Source organism: Rhodococcus sp. JS3073 (assembly GCF_026810085.1).
GTDB lineage: Bacteria > Actinomycetota > Actinomycetes > Mycobacteriales > Mycobacteriaceae > Rhodococcus_F > Rhodococcus_F wratislaviensis.
Window position 1 is genome coordinate 828,058 of the sequence record NZ_CP113952.1, and the last position, 26,109, is coordinate 854,166.

Annotated in this window: 26 protein-coding genes and 3 pseudogenes; 7 read left to right on the forward strand and 22 right to left on the reverse strand. The window is 66.3% G+C overall.

Annotated features, from left to right (window positions below; translation table 11 throughout):
- Positions 1-127: 127 nt before the first annotated feature.
- From OYT95_RS44575 to OYT95_RS41725, 6 genes are all read right to left on the reverse strand, one after another.
- Positions 128-400, reverse strand: a complete 273-nt coding sequence (locus tag OYT95_RS44575) for a hypothetical protein (RefSeq protein ID WP_328286574.1) — start codon at positions 398-400, stop codon at positions 128-130.
- Between the two features lie 30 nt (positions 401-430).
- Entirely contained in the window at positions 431-574 is a 144-nt protein-coding gene (locus OYT95_RS41705) for a hypothetical protein (RefSeq protein ID WP_268793302.1), read from the reverse strand.
- A gap of 108 nt (positions 575-682) precedes the next feature.
- Positions 683-907: a hypothetical protein gene (locus OYT95_RS41710; RefSeq protein ID WP_268792443.1), complete on the reverse strand. Its 225-nt coding sequence runs from the start codon at positions 905-907 to the stop codon at positions 683-685.
- A gap of 95 nt (positions 908-1,002) precedes the next feature.
- Positions 1,003-2,352 carry an MFS transporter gene (locus OYT95_RS41715; protein ID WP_268792444.1) on the reverse strand — a complete coding sequence of 450 codons (1,350 nt, stop codon included), beginning with the start codon at positions 2,350-2,352 and terminating at the stop codon, positions 1,003-1,005.
- Positions 2,353-2,737: 385 nt separating this feature from the next.
- Positions 2,738-4,108: an FGGY family carbohydrate kinase gene (locus OYT95_RS41720; RefSeq protein ID WP_268792445.1), complete on the reverse strand. Its 1,371-nt coding sequence runs from the start codon at positions 4,106-4,108 to the stop codon at positions 2,738-2,740.
- A 42-nt stretch (positions 4,109-4,150) separates the two neighbouring features.
- Complete coding sequence (locus OYT95_RS41725) at positions 4,151-4,933, reverse strand: class I fructose-bisphosphate aldolase (RefSeq protein ID WP_268792446.1); 783 nt, start codon at positions 4,931-4,933, stop codon at positions 4,151-4,153.
- A 278-nt stretch (positions 4,934-5,211) separates the two neighbouring features.
- Between OYT95_RS41725 and OYT95_RS41730 the strand changes: the two genes are divergently transcribed.
- Positions 5,212-5,985 (forward strand): GntR family transcriptional regulator, encoded by a 774-nt coding sequence (locus tag OYT95_RS41730; RefSeq protein WP_268792447.1) that lies wholly within the window; start codon positions 5,212-5,214, stop codon positions 5,983-5,985.
- 55 nt (positions 5,986-6,040) lie between these two features.
- Here OYT95_RS41730 and dhaL read toward each other — a convergent pair whose 3' ends face one another.
- The 4 genes from dhaL to OYT95_RS41750 all read right to left on the reverse strand — a co-directional run bounded on the left by dhaL (position 6,041) and on the right by OYT95_RS41750 (position 10,295).
- On the reverse strand, positions 6,041-6,736 hold the full coding sequence (gene dhaL, locus OYT95_RS41735) for a dihydroxyacetone kinase subunit DhaL (RefSeq protein ID WP_268792448.1): 696 nt from the start codon (positions 6,734-6,736) through the stop codon (positions 6,041-6,043).
- A 12-nt stretch (positions 6,737-6,748) separates the two neighbouring features.
- Positions 6,749-7,753: a dihydroxyacetone kinase subunit DhaK gene (locus OYT95_RS41740; protein WP_268792449.1), complete on the reverse strand. Its 1,005-nt coding sequence runs from the start codon at positions 7,751-7,753 to the stop codon at positions 6,749-6,751.
- Positions 7,754-7,910: 157 nt separating this feature from the next.
- Positions 7,911-9,287 carry an MFS transporter gene (locus OYT95_RS41745; RefSeq protein WP_268792450.1) on the reverse strand — a complete coding sequence of 459 codons (1,377 nt, stop codon included), beginning with the start codon at positions 9,285-9,287 and terminating at the stop codon, positions 7,911-7,913.
- Between the two features lie 12 nt (positions 9,288-9,299).
- On the reverse strand, positions 9,300-10,295 hold the full coding sequence (locus OYT95_RS41750) for an alcohol dehydrogenase catalytic domain-containing protein (RefSeq protein ID WP_268792451.1): 996 nt from the start codon (positions 10,293-10,295) through the stop codon (positions 9,300-9,302).
- 261 nt (positions 10,296-10,556) lie between these two features.
- Here OYT95_RS41750 and OYT95_RS41755 point away from each other — a divergent pair.
- Positions 10,557-10,783 (forward strand): annotated as a pseudogene (locus OYT95_RS41755) (hypothetical protein); the annotation flags it as partial.
- Positions 10,784-11,259: 476 nt separating this feature from the next.
- Here OYT95_RS41755 and OYT95_RS41760 read toward each other — a convergent pair.
- Positions 11,260-12,165 (reverse strand): helix-turn-helix domain-containing protein, encoded by a 906-nt coding sequence (locus OYT95_RS41760; protein ID WP_268792452.1) that lies wholly within the window; start codon positions 12,163-12,165, stop codon positions 11,260-11,262.
- Between the two features lie 141 nt (positions 12,166-12,306).
- On the reverse strand, positions 12,307-13,521 hold the full coding sequence (locus OYT95_RS41765; protein ID WP_268792453.1) for an IS110 family transposase: 1,215 nt from the start codon (positions 13,519-13,521) through the stop codon (positions 12,307-12,309).
- A gap of 282 nt (positions 13,522-13,803) precedes the next feature.
- Here OYT95_RS41765 and OYT95_RS41770 point away from each other — a divergent pair, with 282 nt between their 5' ends.
- Both OYT95_RS41770 and OYT95_RS41775 read left to right on the forward strand, forming a co-directional pair.
- Complete coding sequence (locus OYT95_RS41770) at positions 13,804-14,583, forward strand: SDR family NAD(P)-dependent oxidoreductase (RefSeq protein ID WP_268792454.1); 780 nt, start codon at positions 13,804-13,806, stop codon at positions 14,581-14,583.
- 119 nt (positions 14,584-14,702) lie between these two features.
- A pseudogene (locus OYT95_RS41775) lies at positions 14,703-15,432 on the forward strand (LLM class flavin-dependent oxidoreductase).
- Positions 15,433-15,678: 246 nt separating this feature from the next.
- Here the strand turns inward: OYT95_RS41775 and OYT95_RS41780 are convergent.
- From OYT95_RS41780 to OYT95_RS41805, 6 genes and pseudogenes are all read right to left on the reverse strand, one after another.
- Positions 15,679-16,875, reverse strand: a complete 1,197-nt coding sequence (locus OYT95_RS41780) for an MFS transporter (protein ID WP_268792455.1) — start codon at positions 16,873-16,875, stop codon at positions 15,679-15,681.
- Positions 16,876-16,912: 37 nt separating this feature from the next.
- Positions 16,913-17,278, reverse strand: coding sequence for a DUF2255 family protein (locus OYT95_RS41785; protein ID WP_268792456.1), 366 nt, complete (start codon positions 17,276-17,278; stop codon positions 16,913-16,915).
- 345 nt (positions 17,279-17,623) lie between these two features.
- Positions 17,624-17,884, reverse strand: a complete 261-nt coding sequence (locus OYT95_RS41790; RefSeq protein ID WP_268792457.1) for a hypothetical protein — start codon at positions 17,882-17,884, stop codon at positions 17,624-17,626.
- A 25-nt stretch (positions 17,885-17,909) separates the two neighbouring features.
- A complete protein-coding gene (locus OYT95_RS41795) occupies positions 17,910-18,890 on the reverse strand; it encodes an aldo/keto reductase (RefSeq protein ID WP_268792458.1) in 981 nt (326 codons plus the stop codon).
- Positions 18,891-19,058: 168 nt separating this feature from the next.
- Positions 19,059-19,910, reverse strand: coding sequence for an SDR family oxidoreductase (locus tag OYT95_RS41800; protein ID WP_268792459.1), 852 nt, complete (start codon positions 19,908-19,910; stop codon positions 19,059-19,061).
- A 420-nt stretch (positions 19,911-20,330) separates the two neighbouring features.
- Positions 20,331-20,909, reverse strand: a pseudogene (locus OYT95_RS41805) (aldo/keto reductase); the annotation flags it as partial.
- Between the two features lie 124 nt (positions 20,910-21,033).
- On the opposite strand from OYT95_RS41805, the gene OYT95_RS41810 reads away from it, so the two are divergent.
- From OYT95_RS41810 to OYT95_RS41820, 3 genes are all read left to right on the forward strand, one after another.
- Positions 21,034-21,321 carry a hypothetical protein gene (locus tag OYT95_RS41810; protein WP_268792460.1) on the forward strand — a complete coding sequence of 96 codons (288 nt, stop codon included), beginning with the start codon at positions 21,034-21,036 and terminating at the stop codon, positions 21,319-21,321.
- Between the two features lie 721 nt (positions 21,322-22,042).
- A complete protein-coding gene (locus OYT95_RS41815; RefSeq protein WP_037235801.1) occupies positions 22,043-22,690 on the forward strand; it encodes a 4-carboxy-4-hydroxy-2-oxoadipate aldolase/oxaloacetate decarboxylase in 648 nt (215 codons plus the stop codon).
- A gap of 90 nt (positions 22,691-22,780) precedes the next feature.
- Positions 22,781-23,032: a WhiB family transcriptional regulator gene (locus tag OYT95_RS41820; RefSeq protein WP_268792461.1), complete on the forward strand. Its 252-nt coding sequence runs from the start codon at positions 22,781-22,783 to the stop codon at positions 23,030-23,032.
- Between the two features lie 662 nt (positions 23,033-23,694).
- On the opposite strand, the gene OYT95_RS41825 is transcribed toward OYT95_RS41820, so the two are convergent.
- The 4 genes from OYT95_RS41825 to OYT95_RS41840 all read right to left on the reverse strand — a co-directional run bounded on the left by OYT95_RS41825 (position 23,695) and on the right by OYT95_RS41840 (position 25,989).
- Positions 23,695-24,114: a WhiB family transcriptional regulator gene (locus OYT95_RS41825; protein ID WP_037235798.1), complete on the reverse strand. Its 420-nt coding sequence runs from the start codon at positions 24,112-24,114 to the stop codon at positions 23,695-23,697.
- A 19-nt stretch (positions 24,115-24,133) separates the two neighbouring features.
- Positions 24,134-24,280 carry a hypothetical protein gene (locus OYT95_RS41830; RefSeq protein ID WP_268792462.1) on the reverse strand — a complete coding sequence of 49 codons (147 nt, stop codon included), beginning with the start codon at positions 24,278-24,280 and terminating at the stop codon, positions 24,134-24,136.
- 81 nt (positions 24,281-24,361) lie between these two features.
- Positions 24,362-25,216, reverse strand: a complete 855-nt coding sequence (locus OYT95_RS41835; RefSeq protein ID WP_268792463.1) for an HpcH/HpaI aldolase/citrate lyase family protein — start codon at positions 25,214-25,216, stop codon at positions 24,362-24,364.
- Entirely contained in the window at positions 25,213-25,989 is a 777-nt protein-coding gene (locus OYT95_RS41840; RefSeq protein ID WP_037235792.1) for a fumarylacetoacetate hydrolase family protein, read from the reverse strand. Before OYT95_RS41840 ends, OYT95_RS41835 begins: the two co-directional genes overlap by 4 nt.
- Positions 25,990-26,109 lie beyond the last annotated feature (120 nt).

Consider the following 26,109-nt stretch of genomic DNA (forward strand, 5'->3'; position numbering starts at 1 on the left):
GGTACGTGTTCAGTGTTGTTGCGGCAGCGTGGTCGACGATCGCGGGTTGGCATTGTCTTCGAGACCGCGTACCCAGCTCGGGCGATGACACGGGCGCGCTCTACGGGGAAACACCCTCGGAACCACGTCACCAGGCCGGCCACCACGGGTGGTCGGACACACCCCGCAACCGGCCGGCGCCGTCAACCGCACCGAGTGCCACCTGCGCCGTCGCAACCTGGCCAGCCCGCTCTCCGACGTCCGCGGACCGGCCGGGCGCATCCGCGCGATCGCCGCCGCCGTCCACACCGGACTCGCCGGTGGCGGCGATCCCGACAGCATCGAAGAGCGGATCCAGTGTGCCGAAGCGACTGGACTTCCGCTCACCCTCTGGAAACCCTGCAGTGCCATCGCTGCCCATGGGCGTGCGACTCCGGTCCGGCGGATAGTTTCAGCTCACGTCGAGTTCCGTTGCGGTGGCCAGGTATTCGATCTTCTCCAACGTTACCGGGACGGTGACTCCGGCTAGGGGTGGCATTGATGAGACCTGCCGGGTGAAGGGAAGGGTGGTGATCGCGAAGTAGGCGGCTCTCACGCCACACCGATTGGTTGCTCACGCGAGCTGAGAACCGTGGCTCCCGACAGCTGTGCCGTGACCCGGCATTGAGCAACACGTTCGACAGCCCGGGTGGAAGAGTGGGTCTCAGCGCCGCCAGTCGACCGGCTCGGAGTGGAATTCGTACTGGTCCGTGTGGTTGTCGATCGGGATCACGTCGGTTTCGCCGTCTTGATAGACGACGAGCCAGCAGTCGCGGTTCTCCGACGGTACGGTCATCACGATCTGTGCCCATTGTCCGGTGCGGTAGCCGTGCTTGGTGTTTCGGCGGACGAACTGTCCGATGCGCTCTCGGGCGAGGGTGGCGGTCATCTGGGACTCCTTTACCAGGTGGGTGGTCGTACGGTGCTGTCGTGGGTGGGAAGCACCTGTCGGCGACGCGGGGAAGCAGTCGCCGACGGGGCAGTTCAGTGGTTTTCGGAGGCCGTGTGTTGTCGAGGGATGGTGCTGCCGGGTTTGTCGTCCTCAGGGCCATGTCCTGCGGCGACATGGTGCGGCGATCCGGGGTCGCTGGGGGTGCGCAGGACGTAGGTGACCGCGGCCGCCGCGACATACAGTCCGGCGAAGGTCCAGATCAGGACCGGCATGTGTGCTGCCCCGCCGAGCAGTCCGGCGAGTGCGGGGCCGACGAAGGCGGACAATCCTGCGGCCAGTGTGTATACCGCCAGCGCACTGCCGCGGTCGTCGGGGGAGACCATCGAGGGCACTAGTGCGGTCAGCGGTACGAACCCGGCGAGCCCGATCCCGAACACCGCCCAGCACAGGATCACCACCAGCACGTTGGGGCCGACCCACAGTGGCACGTAGTAGAGCAGAACGATGCCCACCGCGCACATGATGCAACCGAACCACGTGACGGTGCGCCGCCAGCCGAAGCGGTCTCCGATGATGCCGAACATCAGGTTCGCGAAGATGTTCGCGGTGTAGACCGCGGTGACGATGGCGAGGTAGGTGCTCTGGGAGAACCCGATCTGGTCTATGAAGAACAGGGGTGCGACGACGAACAGCGCGAAGTTGGGGGCCGTGTTGACGAGCCGGACGAAGGCTCCTGCGGCGACGCGCTTGTCGCGCCAGGCGATGGTGAGCCCCTTGAGCATTTCCCCGCCGGCGCTCTCGGTGCCGGAGGGGCCTGCCCAGGTGCGGTCACGAACCCCGAACAATGCGATCGCGGCGCCGGCCACGACCAGGGCGGTGCCCAGCCAGAACGTCGGATACTCACCGATGAGAGGGATTGCGCCACTGGCGATCAGCGATCCCAAGGTGGGCAGGCCCGCGCCGAAGGCGAACCAGAACCAGCCCACCGAGCTGCCGCGCTGCCGTGCCGGGGTGGCCAGGTTGATCCAGACCAGGAAGGCGTAGGCGAAGAACGGGTAACCGATTCCGCGCAGTGCGTACGCCGAGATGGAGAGCCAGTGATTGTCCATCGCGACGCCCGGGACCAGGAACACGACTTCGAGTGCCACCCAGGTCGCGGCGCCGATCCACATCACTCGGCGGGGGCCGATGATCGCGGACAGGGTGCCGGCGAGCCAGGATCCGACGGTGACGAAGATCCCGTACATGCTGATGGTGAAGGCCGTGGTGGACTCCGAATAGCCCTCGGTGTGAATCAGGAACGGCGAGAGGTAGTTCGATTCGACGCCGTCGCCGATCATGAAAAGCAGCAGTCCGAGGAATCCGAACGCGAGAGACGGTGGCATGCCGAGCCGGTCGACCAGGCGGGCCATTGCACTCTGCCCGGTGATCGTCCCGCTCACAGCGTGTCCTCCGTGATCGTCGCGATAGACCGTGTGAGTGGATGGACGGGTCCGGGGAGGATGCCGCCGGTTAGGGAGGTGGGTGTTGCTTCGGAGGGGACTGCGTGATGCCGGCCGCCGAGTAACACGAGTTGCATTGCGCTACCTCGTTTTCTGCCTGGAGGTGGAGGGACGTCCTATCGGACGGGAGTCGCTGTGACCGACGCTACAACAGTGTGATCGTATCGTCTAGATCATATGTACGGTACGTACAATACTGCGTCGTGGCCGGCTGGTAGTGCCGCTCGGTCGCGTCGCGCAGTTCGGATTCGGGCACTCACCCCAGAGTCCATAGGTTCTGAGAGGAGTGCCGGAACGACAAATCCTGCGTGCCGATGTTCGGATGTCAGGCGGATGAACCTGCGGGGGCCAGGGTTTCGGGGTGCGCGGTGATGCCCAGGGCAATCGCGGGCTCGGCATTCCAGCCGATGGCGTTGGCCGCGAGCAGTGCCGCGGCGGTGGCAGTGACCTGGGGTTCGGGGATGACGGTGATGTCGCGGCCGGTGACGGCCTTCTTGGCCTGCACCCATCCGGGGGATCGCGACCACCCGCCGGCGGCGTAGAGGGGTGGGTGTCCCGGCAGGCAGGCGCCGACGGTGTCCTGGGCGTGGGCGCCGAGGCGGGCGAGCGCTCCCAGGACTGCGGAGGCGCGCGAGAGTGGTGAGGTGGGCGCGTCGGGGGCGTAGCGGGGTGCCACACCACCGCGGCTTCCGGGGATGAACACGCTCTGGTGCAGGTAGGGGTCGGGGGTGGTGTCTCCGGTGATCAGCTCGTGCAGCCTCTCGCCGACGGCGGGGTCCTGGTAGGCCCACTCGACGTTGCGGGCGAGTTCCTCCACCGACAGCACAGTGGTTCCGGGAGAGCGGATTCCGGGTGCCACGTCCAGGTCGGCGTTGCGGGGGATGTCGGCCGCGGGAGCCTGGGCGACGACGACCTCGGCGGTGCCCATCGAATCGAGGACGGCACCGGGATGCATCGCGTGCACCGCCCAGCCGCCGATCGGGTGATCGTGCCCGCCGGCGACGACCACGGCGTCGGGGTCTATGACGCCCGCGGTGGTCAGGCGGCCGCCGACGAAGCTGCCGATGATCTCACCGGCCCGGCGGACCGGTGGCAGCAACGCGGTGGTGCCGATGGTGGCGGCCACCCGGTCGTCGACCCACCCGCGGGTGCGGCCGTTCCAGGCGGCGGTTCGGGCGGCGAGGGTGTCGCTGAAGAACGGGGTGGCGGTCCACACGCTCGCCGGGTAGTCGGTGAGCGCGATCCAGGAGCGGGCGTGGGAGGTATTCGGTTGGTCGAGGGCCCACCGCCAGCCGACGAGGGTGCGGGCGGCGTCGTCGGCGGTGCACAGGCCCTCGTGCGGGTCGATCCGGGTGGTGAGGCCGGCGAACACGTCGCCGCGCCGGGGATCGAACCAGGCCAGCGCTGTCGTGAGCGGGGCAAGGGAGTCGTCGACGAGCACGCCGTCCTCACCGACGCCGGCCACGCTCAGAGCGTGCACCCGGTAGGAGTCGCCGCAGATGTCGAGGATCATCTCTTCGATCGCGAACAACAGGTGCTGCGCGTCGATGGACGGGTCGACCGCTCCCCGGGGAGTGGTGCGTCGTCGTCGGGCGACGACCGCCCCCTGGGGAGTGAGCGCGACGACCTTGGTGTTGGTGCTGCCGATATCGACTCCGCACACCACCGGTGAGCGCTCGCTGCGGTCTCTCGTCATCTGTCCTGTCCTCGTTGTCGTGCCTAGCGGTGGTTTACCCGCTCAGGCGGAGAAGCTCACGTTCCGGGTCAGAGTGCCGATTTCCTTGAGCACCTTTTCGCCTTCGCTGCGCTCGCGCTGCCAGATGTTGCGGCCCACGATGATTCCGCGGGCACCGGCGCGGAGGGTCTGACCGATCGCGTCGACGGTCTCGGAGACGTCACCCGACAGCGGGCCGCCGGCGATGACCAGGGGTACGCCGAGTTCCTCGACCAGACGAGCGGTGCGCTCCTCGCCGGGGAAGGCGATCTTGATGATGTGAGCGCCGAGGTCGTAGGCGATGCGGGCGACCTTCTCCTCCTCGACGATGACCTCTTCGGTGCGGGGTGCGCCCATGATGACCGGCTCGAGCACCAGCGGGATGTCCCACGCGTCGCAGGCGGTGACGACCTTGCCGACTCGGGCGCACATGGCGGCCTGCTCGGAGCGGGAGATGTTCCACGGGAACAGCATCTTCACTGCGTCGACGCCCATCCGGACGGCTTCTTCGACGGTGGTGATCAGCGCGTGGGAGCCGCCGCCGTCGAGGTTGGTGACGTCGTAGTAGGTGTCGATGGTCAGCACCCGGCTCAGGTGCGGGTGCTCGGCGAAGAACTTTTCGGTCTGCTTGACCTGGCCCGGGGTCATCATGAAGCCGGTGACGTCGGACTCGGCCCACTCCGCGAACGGCGCCGAGGGGGTCTCGAGGCCCTTGATGCGATTGAAGATCAGCCCGTGATCGACCGGCATGATGATCGCCGCCCGATCGTTGGGCAGCGTGCGGCGCATCCGGTATTCCATGCTCATCGTCGGTCCACTTTCCTTCGAAGTTCAAATTTTGTTGTACGGACTGTACGTACAACACGTACTATATGGTCTGAGTCACAAAGTGGCAAGCGAGAGTTTCAGATCTCGAAGGAGCAGTGGCGATGAACCAGCAGATCGTGGACGACGGGGCCCAGCCAGGTGGCCGCGGCCGGGGTGCGGCCACCTACCTGGACGATGTACGTACAGGACATATGATCCAGACAGGTGTAACGCCGCGCCGCCCGGCCGCGGGGCATCCGGACAGGGGAGGGAGCCACGTGAGCGTCGAGAGTGCGATCGACCGCCAATCGGAGGTCCCGTACTACCAGCAGCTCGCGCAGGTGCTGGAGCAGCGGATCTCATCCGGGGACATCGCCCGCGGCGCCCGGCTGCCCAGCGAGCAGGACCTGTGCGACGAGTTCGGTCTGTCCCGGGCCACGGTGCGTCAGGCGTTGCAGCATCTCGAATCCCGTGGTGTCGCCCAGCGCATTCCCAAGCGTGGCGTGTTCGCGAGCGAGGCCGTCGACGGTACCGGCTGGGTGATCCAGGGCAAGGAAGGCTTCCTCGAAAACGCGATCGGGCACCAGCACCGGACGGTGAGCACCGAGGTGCTCCGCTCCGGTGCCACTGCGCTGCCGGCGGACGTGTGCCGAGCCCTGCAGGTGCCGGACGGGTCGATCGGTTTCGAGCTGGTCCGGGTGCGTTCCCTCGACGGCAAGCCGGCGCTGTTCAGCACCAACTACAGTCCACCAGTTCTGATTCCGGTGCTGGCCGGGGCGGCCGACGTGCTCACCGGGCACGCGTCACTGAGCACGCTGCTGTCGAGTGCGGGCTTCGCGCTCGGCGGCGCCCACCGGCTCATTCAGGCGAAGCATCCGACGGCGGAGATCGCCGAGGCCCTCGATATCGACGCGGACGAGCCGATGCTGTGCATCCGGTCGACGTCGTGGACAGCCGAGGGGCAACGCTACGACGTGTACGACACCTGGGTACGCAGCGATGTGATCCCACTCGAAGTCAACGTCCGCACAGTCGATCTCGGCTCTCGCTGAGAAAAACCGTTACCGCCGCCCGGGGGTCGAGACCGGGCGGCGGTCACGGTCGGCTTTACCGGGTCCAGGCGGTATCGACCGGACCGTCGTGACCGTCCACCGCGGCGGCGGCGCACTGGATCATCAGCGCCGCGGCGACGGCACCGGGGTCGAGGACGCCGCGGGAGACCTCACCGACGTAGGACGCGCGGCCGCGGCGCGCCACGATGTTCCGGGTGGTCAGGGCGCCGGCCTGCGCGGCCTCGACCGCCGCGGTCAGCGCGAGAGCGGGGTCGACGTTCGCGGCCGCCTGCTCGCTCAGCTTTTGGGCTGCCGGAACCAGGGCGTCGACCATGGTCTTGTGCCCGACCTGCGCTTTGCCGTACCGCTGCACGGTCGCCACCGCCTTGGCGAGTCCGGCGGCGAGTTCGGTCAGGGTCGGGGAGTCGCCGGTGCTACACCGGGCGATGTCGCGAAAGAACATGCCGAACAGTGGCCCGCTGGTGCCTCCGGTGCCCAGGAACCCGCGCGAGACCGCGGTCAGCCAGGAGGCGAACGTCTGGGGCGACGTCGCCTGGATTTCGTCCTGCACCCGGGTGAACGCGGAGGTGAGGTTGGTGCCGAAGTCGCCGTCGCCGGCCTGGCGGTCGAGTTCGCCGAGGGAGGTGGCGGCGCCGCCGCCGGCCGAGGTGCCGAGCACCGTGGTGAGCATTGCCGTCACCCAGCGGGGCGCGAAGGTCGTGGGCAGTGCCGTCGTGGTCGTCGAGGTCATGTGGGGGTCTCCTTACCAGCTCAGTGCGGGGGTGCGCACCGGGGCGTCCCACAGCTTCAACAGATCGGGGTCGGCGGGAACGAGGGTGACCGAGAAGCCGTGCATGTCGAGCGAGGTCACATAGTTTCCGACGAGGGTGCGGGCCACGGTGATTCCGCGGGCGCCCAGCAACTGGTGCACGCGGCGTGCGGCGATCGACAGCTCCAAGGGGTAGGCGCCGCCGAGTCCGTTGACGATTGCCAGTACGGCGGCGCCGCGGCTGAGCCCGAGGTCGTCGACCAGGGGAGTCACCAGCAACTCGGTGAGCTCGTCCGCGGAGGCGAATCGCACGCGGTCGATGCCACGTTCGCCGTGGATACCGACGCCGAGCTCGACCTCGTCGGCGCCGAGGTCGAATGCCGGCCGGTCCTGGCCGGGGTGGGTGCCTGCCTGCAGGGCCAGGCTCATCGTCCGGGAGTTGCGGGCGACGCGGCGGGCGGCATCGGCCACCTCGGTGAGCGAGCCGCCAAGTTCGGCGCGGGCCCCGGCGATCTTCTCAACTGCGACCACCGCCGCGGTGCCGCGGCGGCCGGGGCCGTCCCCGTCGTCGGTGCCGGTGTCGGTGGCGAGGTCGTCGTCGACCAGCACCATCTCGGTGTCGACGGCGTGATCGCCCGCCAGCTCACCGGCGATGGTGAAGTTCAGGACGTCGCCGGTGTAGTTCTTGACGATCTGCAGCACCCCACGGCCGCTGTCGGCGGCCAGGGTGCCCTCATGAACTTGTAGGGCGGTGGGGCTGGCGAACACCGCACCGGGGACGGCGACGTCGAGCATGCCGCGGCCGACGAACCCGGCGTGCAGCGGTTCGTGCCCGGACCCGCCGCCGGAGACGAGGCCGACCTTGTCACGGGCGGGGGTGGCGCGCAGGATCAGCTGTCGGTCGGTGTCGTAGGCCACCAGGTCCGGGTAGCTCAGCTGCATGCCTTCGAGCGCCTCTGTGACAGCGGCGCCGGGATCGTTGATGATCTGCCGTTTCATCGCGGCGGGGCTCCTTCGAGATCGAGAACTTCTGGTCCTGACAGGCGCGACGCTGTGTGCGTGCGACCGTGTCGGGTGGGGTGTGTCGTGGAATGCCGGGCCGCCTCCTGGGCGGAGGCGGCCGGCGGTCTTCGTGGGGACGGCGTCGCCGGGGCTGTTACCGGCTGCCGTCCCGGGCCACCGCGTCGTCGTGGTCGTCGTTGTTGTCGTGGTGGTGGTCGATCACGTGGTGGGTTTCGACGTCCAGATCGCTCAGGCTCAGACCCTTTTCGACGATTTCCTGCGACTCGGGTGGCAGGGTCAGCCAGTGCACGCACAGGGCGGCGATCACGTACAGCGCGGCGAAGATGATGGTCACACCGCCCGCACCGATCAGATCGAGGAAGATCGCGACGATCAGCGGGCCGACGAACGTCGCGGCGCCGGCGCCGAGGTTGAGCACGGCGATCGCGTTGCCCTTCTTCTCCGGGGCCATCAGCGACATCAGCACCGAGATCGGGGTGAAGCCGGCCAGAGTGATGCCGAACAGTGCGGCGCACAGTGCGGCCACCCAGTATGCGCCGAAGGTCTGCGGCAGGAAGTACAGCAGCAGGCTGCTGACCGCGCAGCCGAGGCAGCCGAAGATCCGCAGGGTGCGGTGCCAGCCGATCTTGTCGCTGACGATGCCGAAGATCAGGTTGGCAAAGATGTTGGAGGCGCCGACGATGAACACCAGGCGTAGCCAGCCGCTGGTGCCGAAGCCGAGGTCGTCGGAGAAGATAGTCGGCAGGAACACCAGGAACCCGAACTGGGGTGCTGTGTTGATGATTCGGATGACGCAGCCGAGTCCGACGCGAGGGTTCTGGAAGGCGATCGCGATGCTCGCGACCAGGCTCTGGCCGGTGGTGGTCGAGTGCGGGGCCAACCGGTCACCGCCGGCGGCGCCGCGCAGTCCGAGCAGTGACAGCAGGCCGCCGGCGATCACGATGCCGAGCGAGAGCCACAGGGTCGTGTACTCGCCGATGATCGGCTCGGTGCCGCTGGCGAGCAGCGAACCGAGAGTGGGCAGGCCACCGGTGAAGGCGAAGTAGAACCAGCCGACCGCAGAACCCAGCCGTCGGGCCGGGCTCGCCGCGAGCACCCACACCAGGAAGCCGTACGCGAACAGGGGATATCCCAGTCCGCGGATGCCGTAGCAGATCAGCATCAGCACATAGTTCTCGGTTCCCAGGGCGACGGCGAGGAACAACACCTCGAATACGCCCCAGATGGCCAGGCCGAGCCACATCACCCGGCGTGGCCCCCAGGTTTCCGACAGTGCGCCGGAGAGCCACGAGCCGAGGGTCACCATCAGCCCGTACACGGTGATGATGATTGCGGCGCGCGATTCGCTGCCGGCGCCGTTGTCGGCGAGATACGGGGCGATGTAGCCGGACTCGACGCCGTCGCCGATCATGAAGAACAGCAGGCCCACGAAGCCGAGGAACAACGTCGGGGGAAGACCGATCCGTTCGATGAACGAGGCGAATCTGCCTTCGGAAATCTGGTGTTGCATCGAAGTTTCCGATCAGGAGTGGGGCAGGATATGGACTTTGAGGGCCGAATCGCTGTGCGCGGCGGCGATGGCGTCGCCGTACTCGGCGAGTGAGAATGTGTGCGTGACAAGCTTTTCGGCGGTCTCGGCGATGTCCGGCATCATCGCGACGGCGTCGGCGAAGGAGTTCGCCACAGACTGCGACCCCACCAGGGTCAACTCGCGGTCGAACAGGTCGTAGGGCCGAAGCGGGATCGTCTTCTCCGAGCTGACCACCCCCATCTGCAGCAGGGTTCCGCGTTTGTCGAGCAGATCGATGGCAGCGGAAACCGCGGCCGGGTGCCCGCTGGCCTCGAGGGCGATATCAGCGGTGCGGGGCGGAAGCGTGTCGTCCGGGGCGAATGCGGCATCGGCACCGAGATCGAGGGCGGCCTTCCGGCGGGCGGGGCTGGGTTCGACGACGTGGATGCTGCGGGCTCCGGCGGCGCGGGCGACGACGACCGCGAGCAACCCGATCGATCCGGCACCGAACACCGTGATCCGGCGGTCGGCCAGTGAGGGGGAGCGGCCGAGCCCGTGCAGCACGCACGAGAGGGGTTCGATCAGCGCTCCGGCAGCCATGCTCATTCCGTCGGGGAGCGCATAGACCACCTTGGTCGGCACGCTCACCAACTCCGCGCACGCACCGTCCGAGGTGACCCCGATCGGCACCAGGTAGTCGCAGAGGTTCGGTACACCGGCCAGGCAGTCCGCGCACTTGCCGCACGCCACGTTCGGGTCCACCGCCACATGCTGACCGACCGTGAAGTTCTCCACTCCCGGACCGACCTCGACGATCCGGCCCGCGAATTCGTGACCGGGCACCACCGGGAACCGGCCGGTCGGGTAGTCGCCGATCACCAGGTGCAGGTCCGTTCCGCAGACGCCGACCGCTGCCGGCTCGATGACGACCTCGCCGACCTGGGGAACGGGCACCGGGTTGTCCACCAGTTCGTGGTTTCCTCGTCCGTCGAGCACAACCGCGCGCATGTCGCTTTCTCCTCGCTGCGCCGAACCTGTGCCCGACCGTCGGGCTGACCAGCGCTGTGACGGAGGTTACAACATATCGGTCCATATCGTCTAGCCCATACGTACTGTACGTACAAAATTTCGAACTTTCGAGATTGCGGGACGGCAGTAGGACTGCGTTTCCGCCGCGAAGGAGGCAACAGCGCGATCGTGGAGCCGGTTGCTGCGCGGCCTCACATAACGCTCGGAAGTGCCTGTGCCTCCCGGTGAGTACGGCGTGGGGCCAAAATCCTGCGCGAGGCCCGGCGCGCCGCCGTCGACACCGACGGCGAGGCGACGAAACGGTTCCTCGGATCCTGCTACAAGGGCTATCGGGCGGATGGTCAACCCGGACATGTGGACTGCGAAGCAGATGCACCATCACCACCAATCGCTCTGGCGGGCGGCAATCATCGCGCACTGCCGGTGGCGCGGCCGCCGCAATACGGATCGCCCGCGAGCACGGCCGCATCCGTGAGGATGCCACCGACGCCGACCTGGAGCTGATCTTCTGGTCCATCCGCGGCGTCATCGCGACGACACGCGGCGTTACCGACACAGGTTGGCGTCGGATCATGGCCGTGAGGATCGCGGGATTGCGGCCCGGCGCGGAGAAACTCGATCCACTGCCGATGAACGCCGAGCACGTCGCGCACATCAAGGAACTACTACAGACTCGATAGGTTCGGCCCCTCACTTCCAGCGTGCGGCCATCGACGATGACGCTGCCAGTTGCCCATCCACCTATGCCGGCGAGAGGCGTTCCGATGTGCTCATGGATCACCTGTTGTGTGATCTTGGCAGCTTTCGCCTCTGCCACGTCCTTGCGAGGTCGACGATGTCCGTGACCGATGCCCGCAGCGACCATGTGGGGCGGCTTCCTGCTGCCGATCGTTGCTGCGGGCAAACGGTATCGAGTCTTGATCCGGTTGCGGCGAAATGGGGCTCAGGCGGTGTCCGTCGTGTCCGTGGGCGCGGGCAGGGCGCGGGCGGTTTCGTCGTTGGTTGCCGCCCAGCTGGCGAGTAGTTGCAGTCGTTCGTGCGACGGTGAGCCGGGCGGGGCGGTGTATGCCAGCAGGAGCAGTCCCCGGTCGGTCGTCAGGTCCATGCCTTCGTAGGTGAGGTCGAGGTCTCCCACGATCGGATGATGGATGCGTTTGGTCCCGGTGCGGTGCTCGCGGACATCGTGTGATGCCCAGAGGGTTCGGAACAGTTCGCTGCGGGTGGACACTTCACCGACGAGGTCGGACAGGGCGCGGTCATAGGGTGCACGCCCGGCCTCGGTGCGCAGCAGTGCGACGGTTTGCTGCGCGGCGTCTTCCCAGTCGTGGTAAATCGTTTGGGCCCGGGGATTGAGAAAGACGAAGCGGACGAAGTTGGCGGGACGCTGCGGCTGGGCGTACATCTCCGAGAAGAGGGCGAACCCGAGGCGGTTCGCGGCAACGATGTCGAGTCGCCCGTTCTGCACGATCACCGGCACGCTGAACATCGCGTCGATGGTTTGTTGCACGCCGGGCCGCACCCCCTGCTGTCGGGAGGGTTTCCGCCGCTGCCGCGGCCGGGCGCCCTGGTTGGCGGCCCGGACCAGGTCGTAGAGGTGTAGGTGTTCGGCGTCGTCGAGTTGCAGCGCACGACTGATCCCGTCGAGAACCGTTTCGGACACACCGGTGGCGTTCCCGCGCTCGAGGCGGACGTAGTACTCGACACTCATGCCGGCAAGCAACGCGACTTCCTCGCGCCGCAGTCCCGGAACCCTGCGACGACCCCCGAAGTTCGGCAGCCCTGCCTGCTCCGGCGTCAATCGCGCACGCCGGGTGGTCAGGAACTCACGGATGTCACCTCGGCTGTCCATGCTCTCGAACCTACGACAGAAACAGCTGGGTAGGGGGTAACTGGTGTTACCCCTATAGGCGGGGACTCCCTCGGGCGGGCGGCCTGTTCTTGACTGGGTATCCCGGACCCACACACGCTAGACACCCCAGGGCTGTAGTCGTCAAGCGGCTCGGGCGGTGCGTCGATGGTCCCAGGCAATGTGCTCGTCGTATTGGGTGTGGTGGCCGAGGCAGCCGTGGAGGATGCCGACGAGGCGGTTGCCGAGGGCGCGGAGGGCTTGGTGGTGCAGGTCGCCGGCGTCGCGGCGGTGGTCGTAGAAGTCGCGGGCGCCGGGACTGGACGACAACGCGCAGAACGCCCATTGGTCGATGGCGTCGTAGAGGCGCCGGTTGCGGACGTGGCGGGCGAGTACCGCGCGTTTCTTGCCGGACGCGATCGTTAGCGGGGAGGTGCCGGCGTAGTTTCTGCGAGACTTGGTGGTGGTGTAGCGGTCGGGGTCGTCCCCGAACTCACCGAGCACCCGGGCGCCGAGTACGACACCAAGTCCTGGCAGGGAGCGGTAGATGTCGGCGTCCAGGTGTGACTCAAAATGTGTTGCCAATTCGGCCTCGAGTTCGGTGATCTGCCGGTTCAACTCGACGATGAGGCCGACCGCGGCGCGGGTGGTGGCGGCGAACGCGGCTGCAACCGGCGCCGGCGCGGTCAGGTGCTCGGCCCGCAACCCGTTCTGGATGTCGTGGGCTCGGGTGTCGAGGTTGCGTTGCCGGCCAGCCTTTTTGAGGGCGGATCGAATCGCCGGCAGGGTCAGGTGCGCGGCCTCGGCGGGTGTCGGGGCGCGGCCGAGTACGGCGAGCGTGTCGCGGTCGTGCAGGTCTTCGAACACCTCCAGCGCGGCCGGGTAGTACTCACGCAGCGCCGACCGCAGTGCATTGGTTTGCCGGGTGCGGGCCCAGATCAGGTTCTGGTGTCCGCGGGCGAGGACTTTGATCGCCTCCACGTCCGGGCTGTCGCCGGCGATCGGCCGATGGTTGTGTCGGTCGGTGCGCACCAGGTCCGCGAGCAGCTTCGCGTCACCCGGATCGGACTTCGCGCCCGAGACGTGGTGCCGGTCGCGGTAGCGCGCGACCGCGAGTGGGTTGATCGCGTACACCTGATAGTGGGAGGCGGTCAGCGCCTGTACCCACAGGCCGCGGTCGGTTTCGATGCCGATCACGACCTGAGCTGGGTCTGCAGCGTGCTCGGCTATCAGTTCGTGCAATGTGCGGATGCCGGCCAGTCCTTCCGGCAGCCGACGCGACGACAGTCGCCTTCCCGTGTCATCCATCAAATGGACATCGTGATGTTGTTCGGCCCAGTCGTCTCCGACGAAGATCATCGATCGCCTCCTTTGGTCTCCTATTCTGGATGAAACCTGTTCGAGCCCAGAGGCACCCGGCGGCAACCTAATGGATCAGTGCTCGCGGCACGACACCCCATCAGCGCTATAGGTGACCTCACCGACCGGCCGGGGCACGATCTAGCCCTAGGAATCAACCATCACTCCAGAAGGGAACAGTGCTCACCGGCCGGCGGCTCCAGTGATCAGCCTGCCGTGAACGGGCAGTTACATGCCGAAGGCTCGCTGATCGACTCCCATTAGAAGGAAGTGGACACACCCATGGCTTCGACATTGATCGGTACGGTCGCCCTCGTCACCGGTGCCAGCAGCGGTATCGGTGCTGCGACCGCTCGCCGGTTGGCCGAGCAGGGTGCCGCCGTCGCGCTCGTGGCGCGCCGCAAGGACTGTCTGGATACGCTGGTCGCGGACATCGAGCAGGCCGGCGGCACCGCTCTGGCGGTGGGGGCGGACATCACCGACCGCGGCCAGGCCGAGGCGGCAGTGCAGCAGACCGTCGAGCAACTGGGGCGGCTGGACATATTGGTCAACAATGCCGGTCTGATGCTCCTCGGCCCGGTCGTCGGCGCGGACCCCGAGGAGTGGGACCGGATGATCGCCGTCAACGTCCAGGGCCTGCTCTACACCACCCACGCCGCGCTGCCGCACCTGCTGCAGGCCGCCGAGGAGGACCCCCGCCGGGTCGCCGACATCGTCAACATCAGCTCGATCGCCGGACGCGTCGCCTGGAACGGCTACGGCGTCTATAACGCCACCAAGTTCGGGGTGAACGGATTCACCGAATCCCTGCGTCAGGAGGTCACTCGTCGGCACGTGCGCGTCGGCGTCCTCGAGCCCGGCGGCGTGGACACCGAACTCGGCTCGCACAACAAGCCCGAAATCCGCAAAGAGATGATCGACCCCTTCAACGAGCAAACCGAGGTCCTCGCAGCCGAGGTCCTCGCAGCCGAGGACATCGCCGACGGTGTCACCTACATGGTCACCCGGCCCCGCCACACCGCCATCAGCGAACTGTGGATCATGCCCACCGACCAGGCCTGACCGAGTGCACTCCATGGCACTTGCCTTGTTGGTCGGTTTCGCCACGACCGGTGGTTGGGCCGCGAGACCCATCGATGACGCTTCACGGCTCAGCCAACTGTCAGTTGAAAGGACGCAGCATGCAGATCGGCGTCGTCTATCCACAAACCGAGCTCGGAGGAGATCCGAACGCTGTTGGAAGGTTTGGCAAAGCGGTTGAGGAGTTGGGCTTCGACCATCTCCTGGCCTACGAGCATGTGCTGGGTGCCGTTCACGCGGATCGAACGCCGAAGCTGGTGGGCACCTATACCGACCGCGACCCTTTCCACGACCCCTTTGTGATGTTCGCCTATCTGGCCGGAATCACCGAGCGGATCGGTTTCGCTACCGGCGTCATGGTTCTTCCGCAGCGCCAGACAGGAAGAACAGATCGAATTGCTTCGCCGGTTGTTCACCGAGCCTGTCGTCGACTTCTCGGGCCGCTTCCATCGGGTGGATAGAGCATCGTTGCTGCCGAAGCCGGTGCGGCCCATCCCGATCTGGCTCGGTGGGGCAGGGGAAGCCGCGTTCGATCGGGCGGCGCGGCTCGCTGACGGCTTCATCTTCGGCGGCGGCGCCGACCGTGCCGGCGGTGCGTGGGACCAACTACGTGATCGCGTGGCCGGCTACGGCAGGTCGGTCGACGACTTCGGCGCGGATTATGTGGCGCATCCAATCGGAGGCGTATCCGACGTCACGGCGGATATCGATGCCTGGCGTGAGGCCGGTGGCACCCATGTATCGGTTGTCACGATGGGCCTGGGTTTCGACTCCGTGGACGCACACATCGACTACCTCACCTCGGTAGCAGAGGCTCTCAGCGTGTCCTGACGGGCCGGCCTCCCGGTCTGACTGGCCGGCCTCCTGTGCCTACACGGCCGGCTTGCGGGAGTGCTCAGAACCCGCCCGAGTCGACAACCCCCAGCACTCCAGTCATCCTCGACCTGAGGCACGGCAGCGCGCCCCCGGATTACCTGAATCCCCACCCGTTCCACAACTCCGGTGATACCGACCATCCGGACGCAGCTTCGATGCGCGGCCCAATCGATGCCAGTAACACGGTGTGCGTTGCGGCGTTCAGGTGGCGCTTCGGATCGCGGGCCGAAGAGTTGTTGCGATCACTATCGTCCCCAGTACAAAGACCAGAGCGACGACTGGGATCGTCGCGACGCCGAGGACCTCGATGGTGACGCCTCCAATCGCTGCTCCTGCTGCGAAACCGCCCTGCGCGAGTAGGACTCCGATGCTTGTTGCGGTCTCCGGTGCGCGCCGCCCGGTGATCAGGATGGCTCTTTGATAGATCAGGACCGTTCCGGAGAAACCGACTCCCCAGATTGCGATCGAGGCGAGGACAACTGGGAGGGCGTTTCCGCCGAGAGCCAGGACTGCGAAAGCTGAGGCAACGATCATCGGTGCCGCGATGAGCGCGGTGATGACGGATTTCTTCGCGATCCGGCCGATGACGAACACGCCGATAAGGCCTCCGACGCCAAGGAGGAACAGCGAGACGCTGGTGACGAAGGTAGGCACTCCGAGATCTTCGAGGTAGGCGTCGATGTAGGTGAGGACTACGAAATGTCCGAGCATGAGCAGCGCCCACCCGATGCACACGCGCAGCACACCAGGCAGGCGACCTGCCTCGACAAGCGACACCCGCCGCTCACTGGTGGTTCGGATGTCGGGCACCGTGCGTGACATCAACATCCCGACGACGAGCGCCACCGCGGCAGCTCCGAGGAACGTGATCCTCCAACCAAACGCGTCGCCGGTGAGCGACGCGATAGGTGCGCCGAGGGACATGCCGAGGGTGCTCGCTGCGAACACCAACGTCACCGCCCGAGCGGCGTGTGTGGGACCGGCGATGTGGACAGCGACTGCGGGGAACAGCGCACACACCACGCCGTAGGCGGCGCCACCGACGAATCGGCCGATGTCAGCGACCAAGATCGAGGGTGCGAGACCGACGACGATGTTGCTGACTACGAAGACCATCATGACGGTGACAAGGGCTGTGCGCCGAGCGAATCGGAGCGACAGCGCGGTCAACGGCAGCACCAGAAGGGCATTGCCGAGAGCGAAGAAGGTCGTCAACGTCCCCACCGCTGTAACGCTCACGTCAAGTTCGTCGGCGATGCCACCGAGCATTCCGGCCGGGCTGAGCTCGACGGCCACACCCAGGAACCAGGCAAAGCCGAGGACGAGCAGAGGCCACCATGGGAATCGATCCGGGGCGACGTCGCTCGGGGTTGAGTGTTCCGACGTCTGGGAGGTCATTCGTGCCTTTCAGAAGAAATAATCGGGCAGTATCGAGTCAGCGCGGAGCGATGCGCACCGTCGACGCACGCGGGCCTGCGCCCTGCATGATCGGAACCGCCGGACTACCCGGGTATTTCGCCTCGTAGGCCGTGTCGATGGCTTCCTCGACATCCCCCCCGGCCGTCTCGAAGGTCACGTCGAAGAACTTGCCGGCAACGCGGACGCGACCGGCCTTCTGGCTGATGGCGGCCTGGTACCAGCTCGACTGCTGACCGTTGGCGGCGCGGACGTAGACCTCGTCCCCGACGACAAGCGCCCAGGTCTGAGTTGGCGTGCCGTAGCTCTTGCCGTCCTCACGGAAAGGCGAGACGAACAGGTCCGGGCTCTCGCGGATCGTTCGGAGGTCTTCGTAACTCCACACGATGGTTTCGCTTTCTGTTGTCGCAAAGGGGGAGCGCGGCGCACAATCGCGCCGCGCCCGGGAAGGCGTGGTGGTCGGAAGTAAGTCGGCTCGCGCAGTGTGTCGTGGTCTTCGAGTGCCGTGACTTCTTCCGGGATTCATCGCCGAAGCTCATGGCACCCAGGGCGATCCGACTGCACTTCAGACCGGAAACTCAGATTTGTGCCGCACTTTCGCTCCTTCGTGTTCGGTCGCCGGAGGGGACGACGACCGGTGTCGATGTCGGCGAAGCCCGCTGCAGTGACGGGCAATGCAGGAGGGCGCCTGCACGCGTTGGCGGACCAGGGAGCGGAGACGGCGGCAGTCTCAGATGTTGTCCAGATAGGTCAGGGCGGCGAGAAGCGCGATCAGTGCGCCAAAGATGATCGCTTCCCTAGGGTCGAACCCCGGTGGCGGCCGGTCCTGCGGGTCATCTACGTCCTTGTCGGTGCCCATACGCCGCTCACCGCCCGGATCGCCACTGCGCTGCCAAAGCAAGTCGCAACCTGAATGGCCGGCCGGGAAAATCCACGAGTTCGCGCTGGAGGCGACGGCGCGCCGCGACTTCCATACATCCTTCGCGTCCAAGCTGTTCTGCGAGGGTACGCGTGGCTCAGCGGTCGATGCTCGCCATATTTACTTCGTTGTGACGCGCCCCAGCGGCGGGTGTCAGGTTGTTCAGCCGATCGATCTGATCTGCGCTGAGTTCGATGCCGTCGGCGGCCGTGTTCTCCTCCACCCGCACCACTCGTTTCGTGCCGGGGATCGGGGCGATGTCCTCGCCCTGGACCAGCAGCCATGCCAGGGCGATCTGCGCCGGCGTGGCGCCGGCCTGTGCCGCGATGGCCTGGACCTCATCCACGATGCGCAGATTCCGCTGAAAATTCTCCCCGAGGAATCGTGGATTGTCCTTACGCCAGTCGTCGTCCGCGAAATCGTCGACGGTGCGGATCTGCCCGGTAAGGAAACCGTGTCCGAGCGGCGAGTAGGGGACGAACCCGATTCCGAGTTCGCGCAGCAGCGGCAGGAGTTCGGCTTCTGGGTCACGAGTCCACAGCGAATACTCGGTCTGCAGCGCGGCCACCGGGTGCACTGCATGGGCGCGGCGGATGGTATCGGGACCTGCCTCCGATAGGCCGATGTGGCGAACCTTCCCCTCGGCGACCAGCTCGCCAAGGGCACCGACGGTGTCCTCGATCGGAGTGTTCGGGTCCACGCGGTGCTGGTAGTAGAGATCGATACGGTCGGTACCCAGACGCTGCAATGAGCCTTCGACCGCGGCACGAACATTCGCCGGACTGCTGTCGATGACACCGGGTCCACCACCGGAGTGCGAGACAAGACCGAACTTGGTGGCGATCACCACCTCGTCGCGGCGATCCTTGATCGCCCGACCGACCACGTCCTCGCTGTGGAAGGGACCGTAGATCTCGGCGGTGTCGATGTGCGTGACGCCCAGGTCGAGGGCGCGGTGGATGGCACGGATCGATTCGGCGTCGTCGATGCCGCCGCCGGTGGTGTAGGTGCCGGCCATGGTCATGGCTCCGAGACCGATTCGGGAGACGTCCAGTCCACCCAGAGTGATGTGCTTCATCAGATAGTTCCTTGGTTGGTTGTGGCCTGACAGGCCTGGCCGGTGGGCATGATCCACAGTTCGCTGGAGGCGGTGTGGCGGGGCCGGGTGACTGTGTAGGTGACACCGTCGGCGAGGGTCCTCGGGTGCGAGGACCTCGGTGCGCTCGGGGAAGGGGACGATCGTCTCTCAGGCGTTGACGTCGTCGTGGGCCAGCGACGACGACAGCTCGCGGTGCGCGGCGACCTGCTCGAGCAGCAGATGAGCCTTCTGCTCCGCGGCCTCGACGGCGTCGCCGCCGGCGACCCAGCGCAGCGGCGGCTGTTCGGAGTCGGCGAGACCGACCAACGCCGCAGCCAGCTTGGCTGGATCCCCACCCTGGGCGCCGTTCATGCTCTTCCAGGCGACGATAGTGGCGTTGGTGCGCTCGTCGTAATCGGCGATCGAGAGCTCCGGCCAGATCGACGAGGCGCCCTCAACGAGGAGTTCGGTGCGGAAGAAGCCGGGTTCGACCAGCGTGGTGGTGATTCCGTACGGTGCGACGTCGTAGCGGAGGGACTCCATCCAGCCCTCGAGAGCGAACTTCGACGCTGCGTACGCGGCGCAGAACTCCTGCCCCACCAGTCCCGCGGTGGAACTGACGGTGATCACGTGACCGCTGCGCCGTTTACGCATCACCGGCAGGATCGCGCGGGTCACGTTCAGTGGGCCGAAAAAGTTCGTCTCCATCTGAGCGCGGAACTGCGCGGGGCTGATCACCTCGAAGAAGCCGGCGTAGAAGTTGCCGGCGTTGTTTACCAGTACGTCGATGCTGCCGAACCGCTCCACGGCCGCTTCCGCCGCGGCGTTGGCGGCGTCCGGGTCGGTGATGTCCAGCGCGACCGTGAGGAGGTCGTCGTGCTCACCGATCGCGTCGCGGACCCGGTCCGCGTTCCGGCCGGTCGCGACGACCGCGTGTCCGGCGGCGAGCGCCGCCTTGACGATGTCGCTTCCCATGCCGCGGCCCGCGCCGGTGACGAACCACACCTTCTTGTCAGACATGTCCTGTGTCCCTTTCGTTCGGTGACCCCAGTCAAGACCAGTCCGCGCGCCCGAGGGAGACCCCGTTTATAGGGGTAACACCAGTGACCCCCAACCCAGCTGTTTCGGTCGTAGGTCCGAAAGCATGGACAGTCGACGAACCGCCCGTCGGCGTCGGCATCGACGAACGAGTCAAATGTGTGGCAACGCAGCATGATTGGGGCCACGTAAAGGCGATGCGGCCGCCCCGGTTCGGCGGACCCGAACTACTGCCCGGGGTCGAGTTGCCCCGCTCCTGAGCCCGGCGGGGGACAGGTAGGTGTCCGGGTGCCGGCGGCGACGGTCAATCCCACCGACTTCGTGCGCGTTCCCGAGTCCTGGCAGACGAGACGCACGGGGCACGCAGAACCTACGTAATTGGCACCGCTAGCAGGTCAGATGTCACACTGTGCGGTCGACAATCTGCATGTTCGCGTCATCCATGCGTTCTCCGTACACGGTGATCGTCGAGAGCTGGTTGTCGATCTCTCGAAGATCTCCGGGCGTCAGCTGAACATCGAGTGCTCCCATGTTCTCGTTCAGGTGATCAGTGCTGCGTGTACCTGGGATGGGAACGATGAATGACTTCTGCGCCATCAGCCATGCCAGTGCAACCTGGGCGGGTGTCGCGTTCTTCGCTTCTGCAAACCGTTTCAGCAGATCGATAATCGGCGTGTTCGCTGCCAGGTTCTGGGGAGTAAAGCGTGGGAACCGCGATCGAAGGTCCGTTGCCGGGTCGAACTGGGAGCGAGCGTCGATCTTGCCGGTCAGATAGCCCTCTCCCAGCGGAGCCCACGGGACGAAGCCGATTCCCAACTCCTCACACGCGCCGAGTACGCCGTTCTGTTCGACATCTCGCGTCCAGACCGAGTACTCACTCTGAACTGCCGTCACCGGTTGCACAGCGTGCGCGCGGCGGATCGTTCGTGCGCTCGCCTCCGAGAGACCGAAGTGCAGAACCTTTCCCTCGCCGATGAGGTCCGCTCCCACCGAGGATCTGACCTGACCTCTGATGATTCCCGTCTTGCCGATGCGCTGAGACCGCCGCCCGCGGGATCGGGAAAAGGGCTGCGGATTTCGCTGGGGGTGGTGCGCGGGTCTGCTGTTGGGGTTCTTCTGCTATCTGCTGGCGGGTTTGCTGTGGCAGCACTACGGGGATGTTCCGCAGCCGCGGGTGTATCCGAATGGCTCGTTCACCTCGTTCGGGTCTGATCCGCTGCCGGCCTCGTATTGGGTGAGCTGGGCGGGACCAGCCGTTGTGGTGGTGGCGTGCGGTGTGATGACGGTTCCCTGGCGTGCCGGCCGCCAGTTCGCGCTGCCGTTGGTGTGCGCGTTCGTGCCGATGGTGGCGTGGTTCATGATCGGGATGGAGCTGTTCTTCACCCCCCACTGAACGTGCTATTCGGGTGGGTCGAGCGCGTCGGTGATGCGGTCGTGGACCGGAGGCTTCGAGGTTCTGGCCGGCGGTGTGGGCGGCAGCGTGGGCGAGGGTGTATTCGTCGTCGCTGAGCCGGATGGGGATGCGGTGGGCGGGGCCTGGGGTGGGTGTTGTGCGAGTTCGCGTCTGAGGTGCTCGCGCATTTCGCTGAGGCGCAGGGGTGCGAGGTCGGGGAGGATCTGAGTGCCGGTGGAGGCAGGGGCGTTGATCAGGGCCCGCTGGTGACGGATACGCATCGCAGGGGGCGATCTCGAAGGGATCCGCGGCGGCCCGGGCATACAGACGGCCCACTTCACCGCATCCGATGATCGCCAACTTCATGGTCTTCTGCTACCTCACTACGAGTACAAAATATGAGCGATAGTCCGATAACGGCCTGTCAACTACCTGATCGGATCTCTATGATGGCAGGGAGTGTTCTGATAATGTACTTTTCTGTCGGATCGGTTACCAGGTGCCACCGCACCCGGGAACAGTGGAAGCCCTCGTCCTCCGGCGCCGGTGACCCGCGCCGACCGCGCAGCACCGGAGCGCCTCCACAGATCCGCAGCTCCGCCCCCTGACCGCCGGTCCGTAGTCCGCCGGTCACACCTCACATCTGCAGAGCCGCAACATCTTCGGGCAGACCGAGCACCACAGTCGCGGTGACACGACCGCGCAGAAACAGGAGAACACCATGAGCACTCGACCCACCGACGAGCAACTCGCCCGCCTCCGCGAGCTGGGTGCCGCCACCATCTACGAGGCCCAGGGGCAGCGCGGCTCCATCGATGCGGTGATCAAGCCGATCGACCCGTCGATGAAGCTTGCCGGTCCCGCGCTCACAGTGGACGCCGGTCCTGCCGACAACCTGATGCTGCACGCCGCCCTGCAGCACGCCCGCCCCGGCGACATCCTCGTCGCCGACGCGCGCGGCTTCCTCGACGCCGGAGCCTGGGGTGACGTGCTCACCGCCGCAGCGCAGAAGGCCGGGATCGTCGGCCTGGTCATCCACGGCGCGGTCCGCGACGCCGAGGAGATCATCGACATGAAGTTCCCGCTCTTCGCGAAGGGCCTGTCGATCCGGGGCACGACCAAGGCCTACAAGGGCAGCGTCGGCCAACCCGTCGACATCGCGGGCACCACCGTCCACAACGGCGACATCATCGTCGGGGACCGCGACGGCCTGGTCGTGGTCCGCGCTGGCGAGGTCGAATCCGCCCTCGAGCTCGCCCAGGCCCGCGAGGACAAGGAAACCAAGTTCCGCGAACAGATCGCCGAGGGCGCCTCCACCGTCGAACTCCTCGGTCTGACCGGGACCCTGAGCAGCTACTTCCCGAACTGACCTCGAGCGGACCGAACTGGCCGGGACGATGCCTCACTCAGCCTGACGCCGCGCCTACCCCCGCCCTGTACTCAGCTCTGGGACTGGCAGATGCACGCTCGGTGCCGGTACACCGGCGCCGAGCTGTTCTTCGCCCACGACGACGAAGGACGAGGCGCGCGCATCCGCCGCGAACGGCAGGCGAAAGCCGTCTGCGCCACCTGCCCTGTGCAACGCGAGTGCCACACCCCCGCGATTACCGTGGGCGAACCCTACGGCGTCTGGGGTGGCACCTCCGAAGCAGACCAGCGATGGCACGATCCCGACTCGCCACCACGCCGCACAACCACGCGGAACGGCTAGAAGCGACCATTGCGGATTTCCTCGAAACACTCGGCGCCCGGGCATAACCCGGTGCGGCAAACACAGCCCTGAGGGCGACTCACAGCCACTACCTAGCCGTTGTGCTGCTGCTGGCGGCCTTCGGGAGGTCGAACGGTCCGGAGCTGGTCACAGCAATGGCTGCGGGGTGCGCGGCTGTCAATCGCATCGGATTCGTCGCGGCCGTGGCGAGGGCGTGAAGGAGCGTTGATGCGATCGATGCGCAATCCCTGGTACCGCGCCTCGGTGCGCCGAGCGAGCATTGGCTGACCACCGGCAGCCGGGGGTTATGAGGCATGACCGGTGAGCCTGTAGAACTCAGCGACACCGAGGCGGCTGCCGTCCTCGCCGCCCTGGTCGAAACCACCGGCGGCCGGTGGCCGGCTCAGCGCGTATCGCTTGCACGCTCCGCCGGCTCGGCATCGACGGCAACACCGAGATGGCCGCCGCATCACCGCGCTGGTAAGCGACCCGGACTGGCCCCACCGCGCCCGCGAGATCACGTCCAGCGCATCGGAATGGTAAGCCGGATCGGCTCATCACCTGGGAGATGACACATTCCCATCGTGGCAGGGCTGAGGAGGATCCAACGTGCAGACGTGAGCATGCGCTGGCGAGGCATGACGCGATGACCGCTTTGGTGATCAACCTGGCCCGAGATGGTTCGTCGTGGCGGGCGTTAGCTCCACTGAGTTGCCTTCTCGCTGAGGCTTTCCCGGAGGTGGATGTCTTAACGACACTCGCAGCCTCCGGGTCGGGTTAGTGTACTTTCGCGTAGCCTCCGGCTCGGGTAAGAGGTAGCGCCGCTCCGCTTCGGACGTGCCGCCCCACACGCCGTATGCCTCTCTCGCGGTGAGGGCGTGCTGTCGGCATTCGCGGTGAACCGGGCATTCGGTGCAGATCCGTTTCGCTGTTTTCTCGCGACGGAGGCGTGCGGTGCGTCCTTCGACTTCCGGCGAGAAAAAGATGTCGGCCTCCACGTCGCGGCAGCGGGCCTGTAGTTGCCAGTCCCAGTACGGGGTGAGGGGCTGGAGGTGGGCGATGGAGTGCGTGAGCGAGGACATCGTTCCGTCTCGTCGGTGGTCAGTTCGGGAAGTAGGTGTGCAGGCCGAGGACTTCCACGGTCGTGACACCCTGCGTGATCTGCTTCCGAACCTTGTGCTTCGTAGATGGTGGCCGCACCGAGTGCGCGCAGTCGAGCAAGTTGTTCGGCTGTGGGCGGTCGGTCATCGTGATGTCTCCTGTTCTCGGCTTCCGGGGTTGGTAGCTGCCGACGACTCCGGGTTGCCCTTGAGGTCCGAGGTGAGGTGTTCAGCTCGCGTTGCCGTGGCTGGCCGGTTCCCTCGAGGTGGCGAAGATGTCGGCGAGGCGGCGGATGGTGCGGGCGCGGGAGAGGGTGGGGAGGTCGCTACCTTTGGTGACGTTGCCTCCGTCGGGGCCGAGCCGATCGATCACGTCCTCCGCCCAGGTCACGTCGGCGGTGGTGGGGCTGAGTTCGCGGTTGATGTGCTCCACATGCTGCTCGGTCAGGCAGAGCTTTCCGGTCATCCCCATCGACTGGGTGACGTCGAGCGCTTCGCGGAGGACTGAGTCGTCGGACGTCAGGGTCGGCCCGTCAATCGGCCCGGGAAGACCAGCAGCCTTACTGGCCACCACCAGTCGCCCGCGCGCATAGCCCAGTGCCGCAGAGTCCGCACCGGCGCCGGTGTCACGGCGGAAGTCGCCGCTGCCGAATGCCAACCGGGCGGTGGCGCCAGCCGAGGCGATGTCGTACGCGAACTCGATGCCGCGGGCGGATTCGATCAGCGCGACGATGGGCAGCCGTCGACTGAGACGGTCGGCGGTGGCATCGATTTCGTAGGGCGCTTCACATTTGGCGAGAATGATTCCGCGGAGTCCGGGAAGGCCGCGGAGGGCTTCGAGGTCGTGATTCCACTCGTCAGTGAAGCGGGCATTGATCCGGACCCAGCCGTGGGCATCCTCGGACGAGAGCAACCTCGCAAGATTTTGACGTGCGTGGTCCTTGTGTGCGGGGATGACCCCGTCTTCGAGGTCGTAGACCACCACGTCGGCGGCACAGTCGCGGGAAGTGGCATGCAGGTCCGGTTGGGCGGCCGAGACCAGCAGCCACGAGCGCGCGTAGGTAAGGCGGATGTGGCGGGTCATCGATGACCGCTGACGACGGGATTGTCGAGTGTGCCGATCCCCTCGACGGTGACCTGTACCCGTTGGCCGGGGGAGAGTTCGCCGACGCCCTTCGGCGTTCCGGTGAGGATGACGTCACCGGGCAGCAAGGTCATGGCCTCGCTGATCCATTCGATGATGCGGGGAATCGTGTGCAGCAGAAGTGAAGTGCTGCTGTCCTGACGTACCTGTCCGTCGACGGTGGTGACGATGGACAGACTCGACGCGTCGAGGTCGGTCTCGATCCACGGTCCGAGTGGGCAGAAGGTGTCATGTCCTTTTCCTCGTGTCCACTGGCCGTCGTGTCGCTGCTGATCTCGGGAGACCACGTCGTTGCCGATCGTGTAGCCGAACACGTACTTCAGGGCGTCCTCTGCCGGGACCTGGAACGCTGGCGCGCCGATCACGACGGCCAGTTCGCCCTCGTAGTGGACCTCGGTAGCGCTGCGCGGCAACATGATCGGCTGCCCGGAGGCGATCACCGCGGTTGACGGTTTCATGAAAATCACCGGATCCGCCGGTGCCTCGGCACCCATCTCGGCGGCGTGGTCGGCGTAGTTCTTCCCGATGCACAGCACCTTCGACGGGGTCACCGGGGCGAGGAGTTCGACGTCGTTCAGGCCCCAGGAGTTGCCGGTGAACGACACCTCGCCGAACGGGGTACCGGCGATCTCGCGGACCTGGTGCTGGCGGGCCTGGGGGTCGATGCCGACGAAGGTGGTACCTGCCGGGGTTGTTGCTCTGCCGATCTTCATGGTTTCGCGTTGCCTTTCGTCGAAAGTTGCCTGCTTGCGGAGCCGTGCTCGCCGACCTCGGTTGTTCGCATCAAAATTGATCCGACAAAAAAGTACATTATCAGAACAATCCGTGTCATG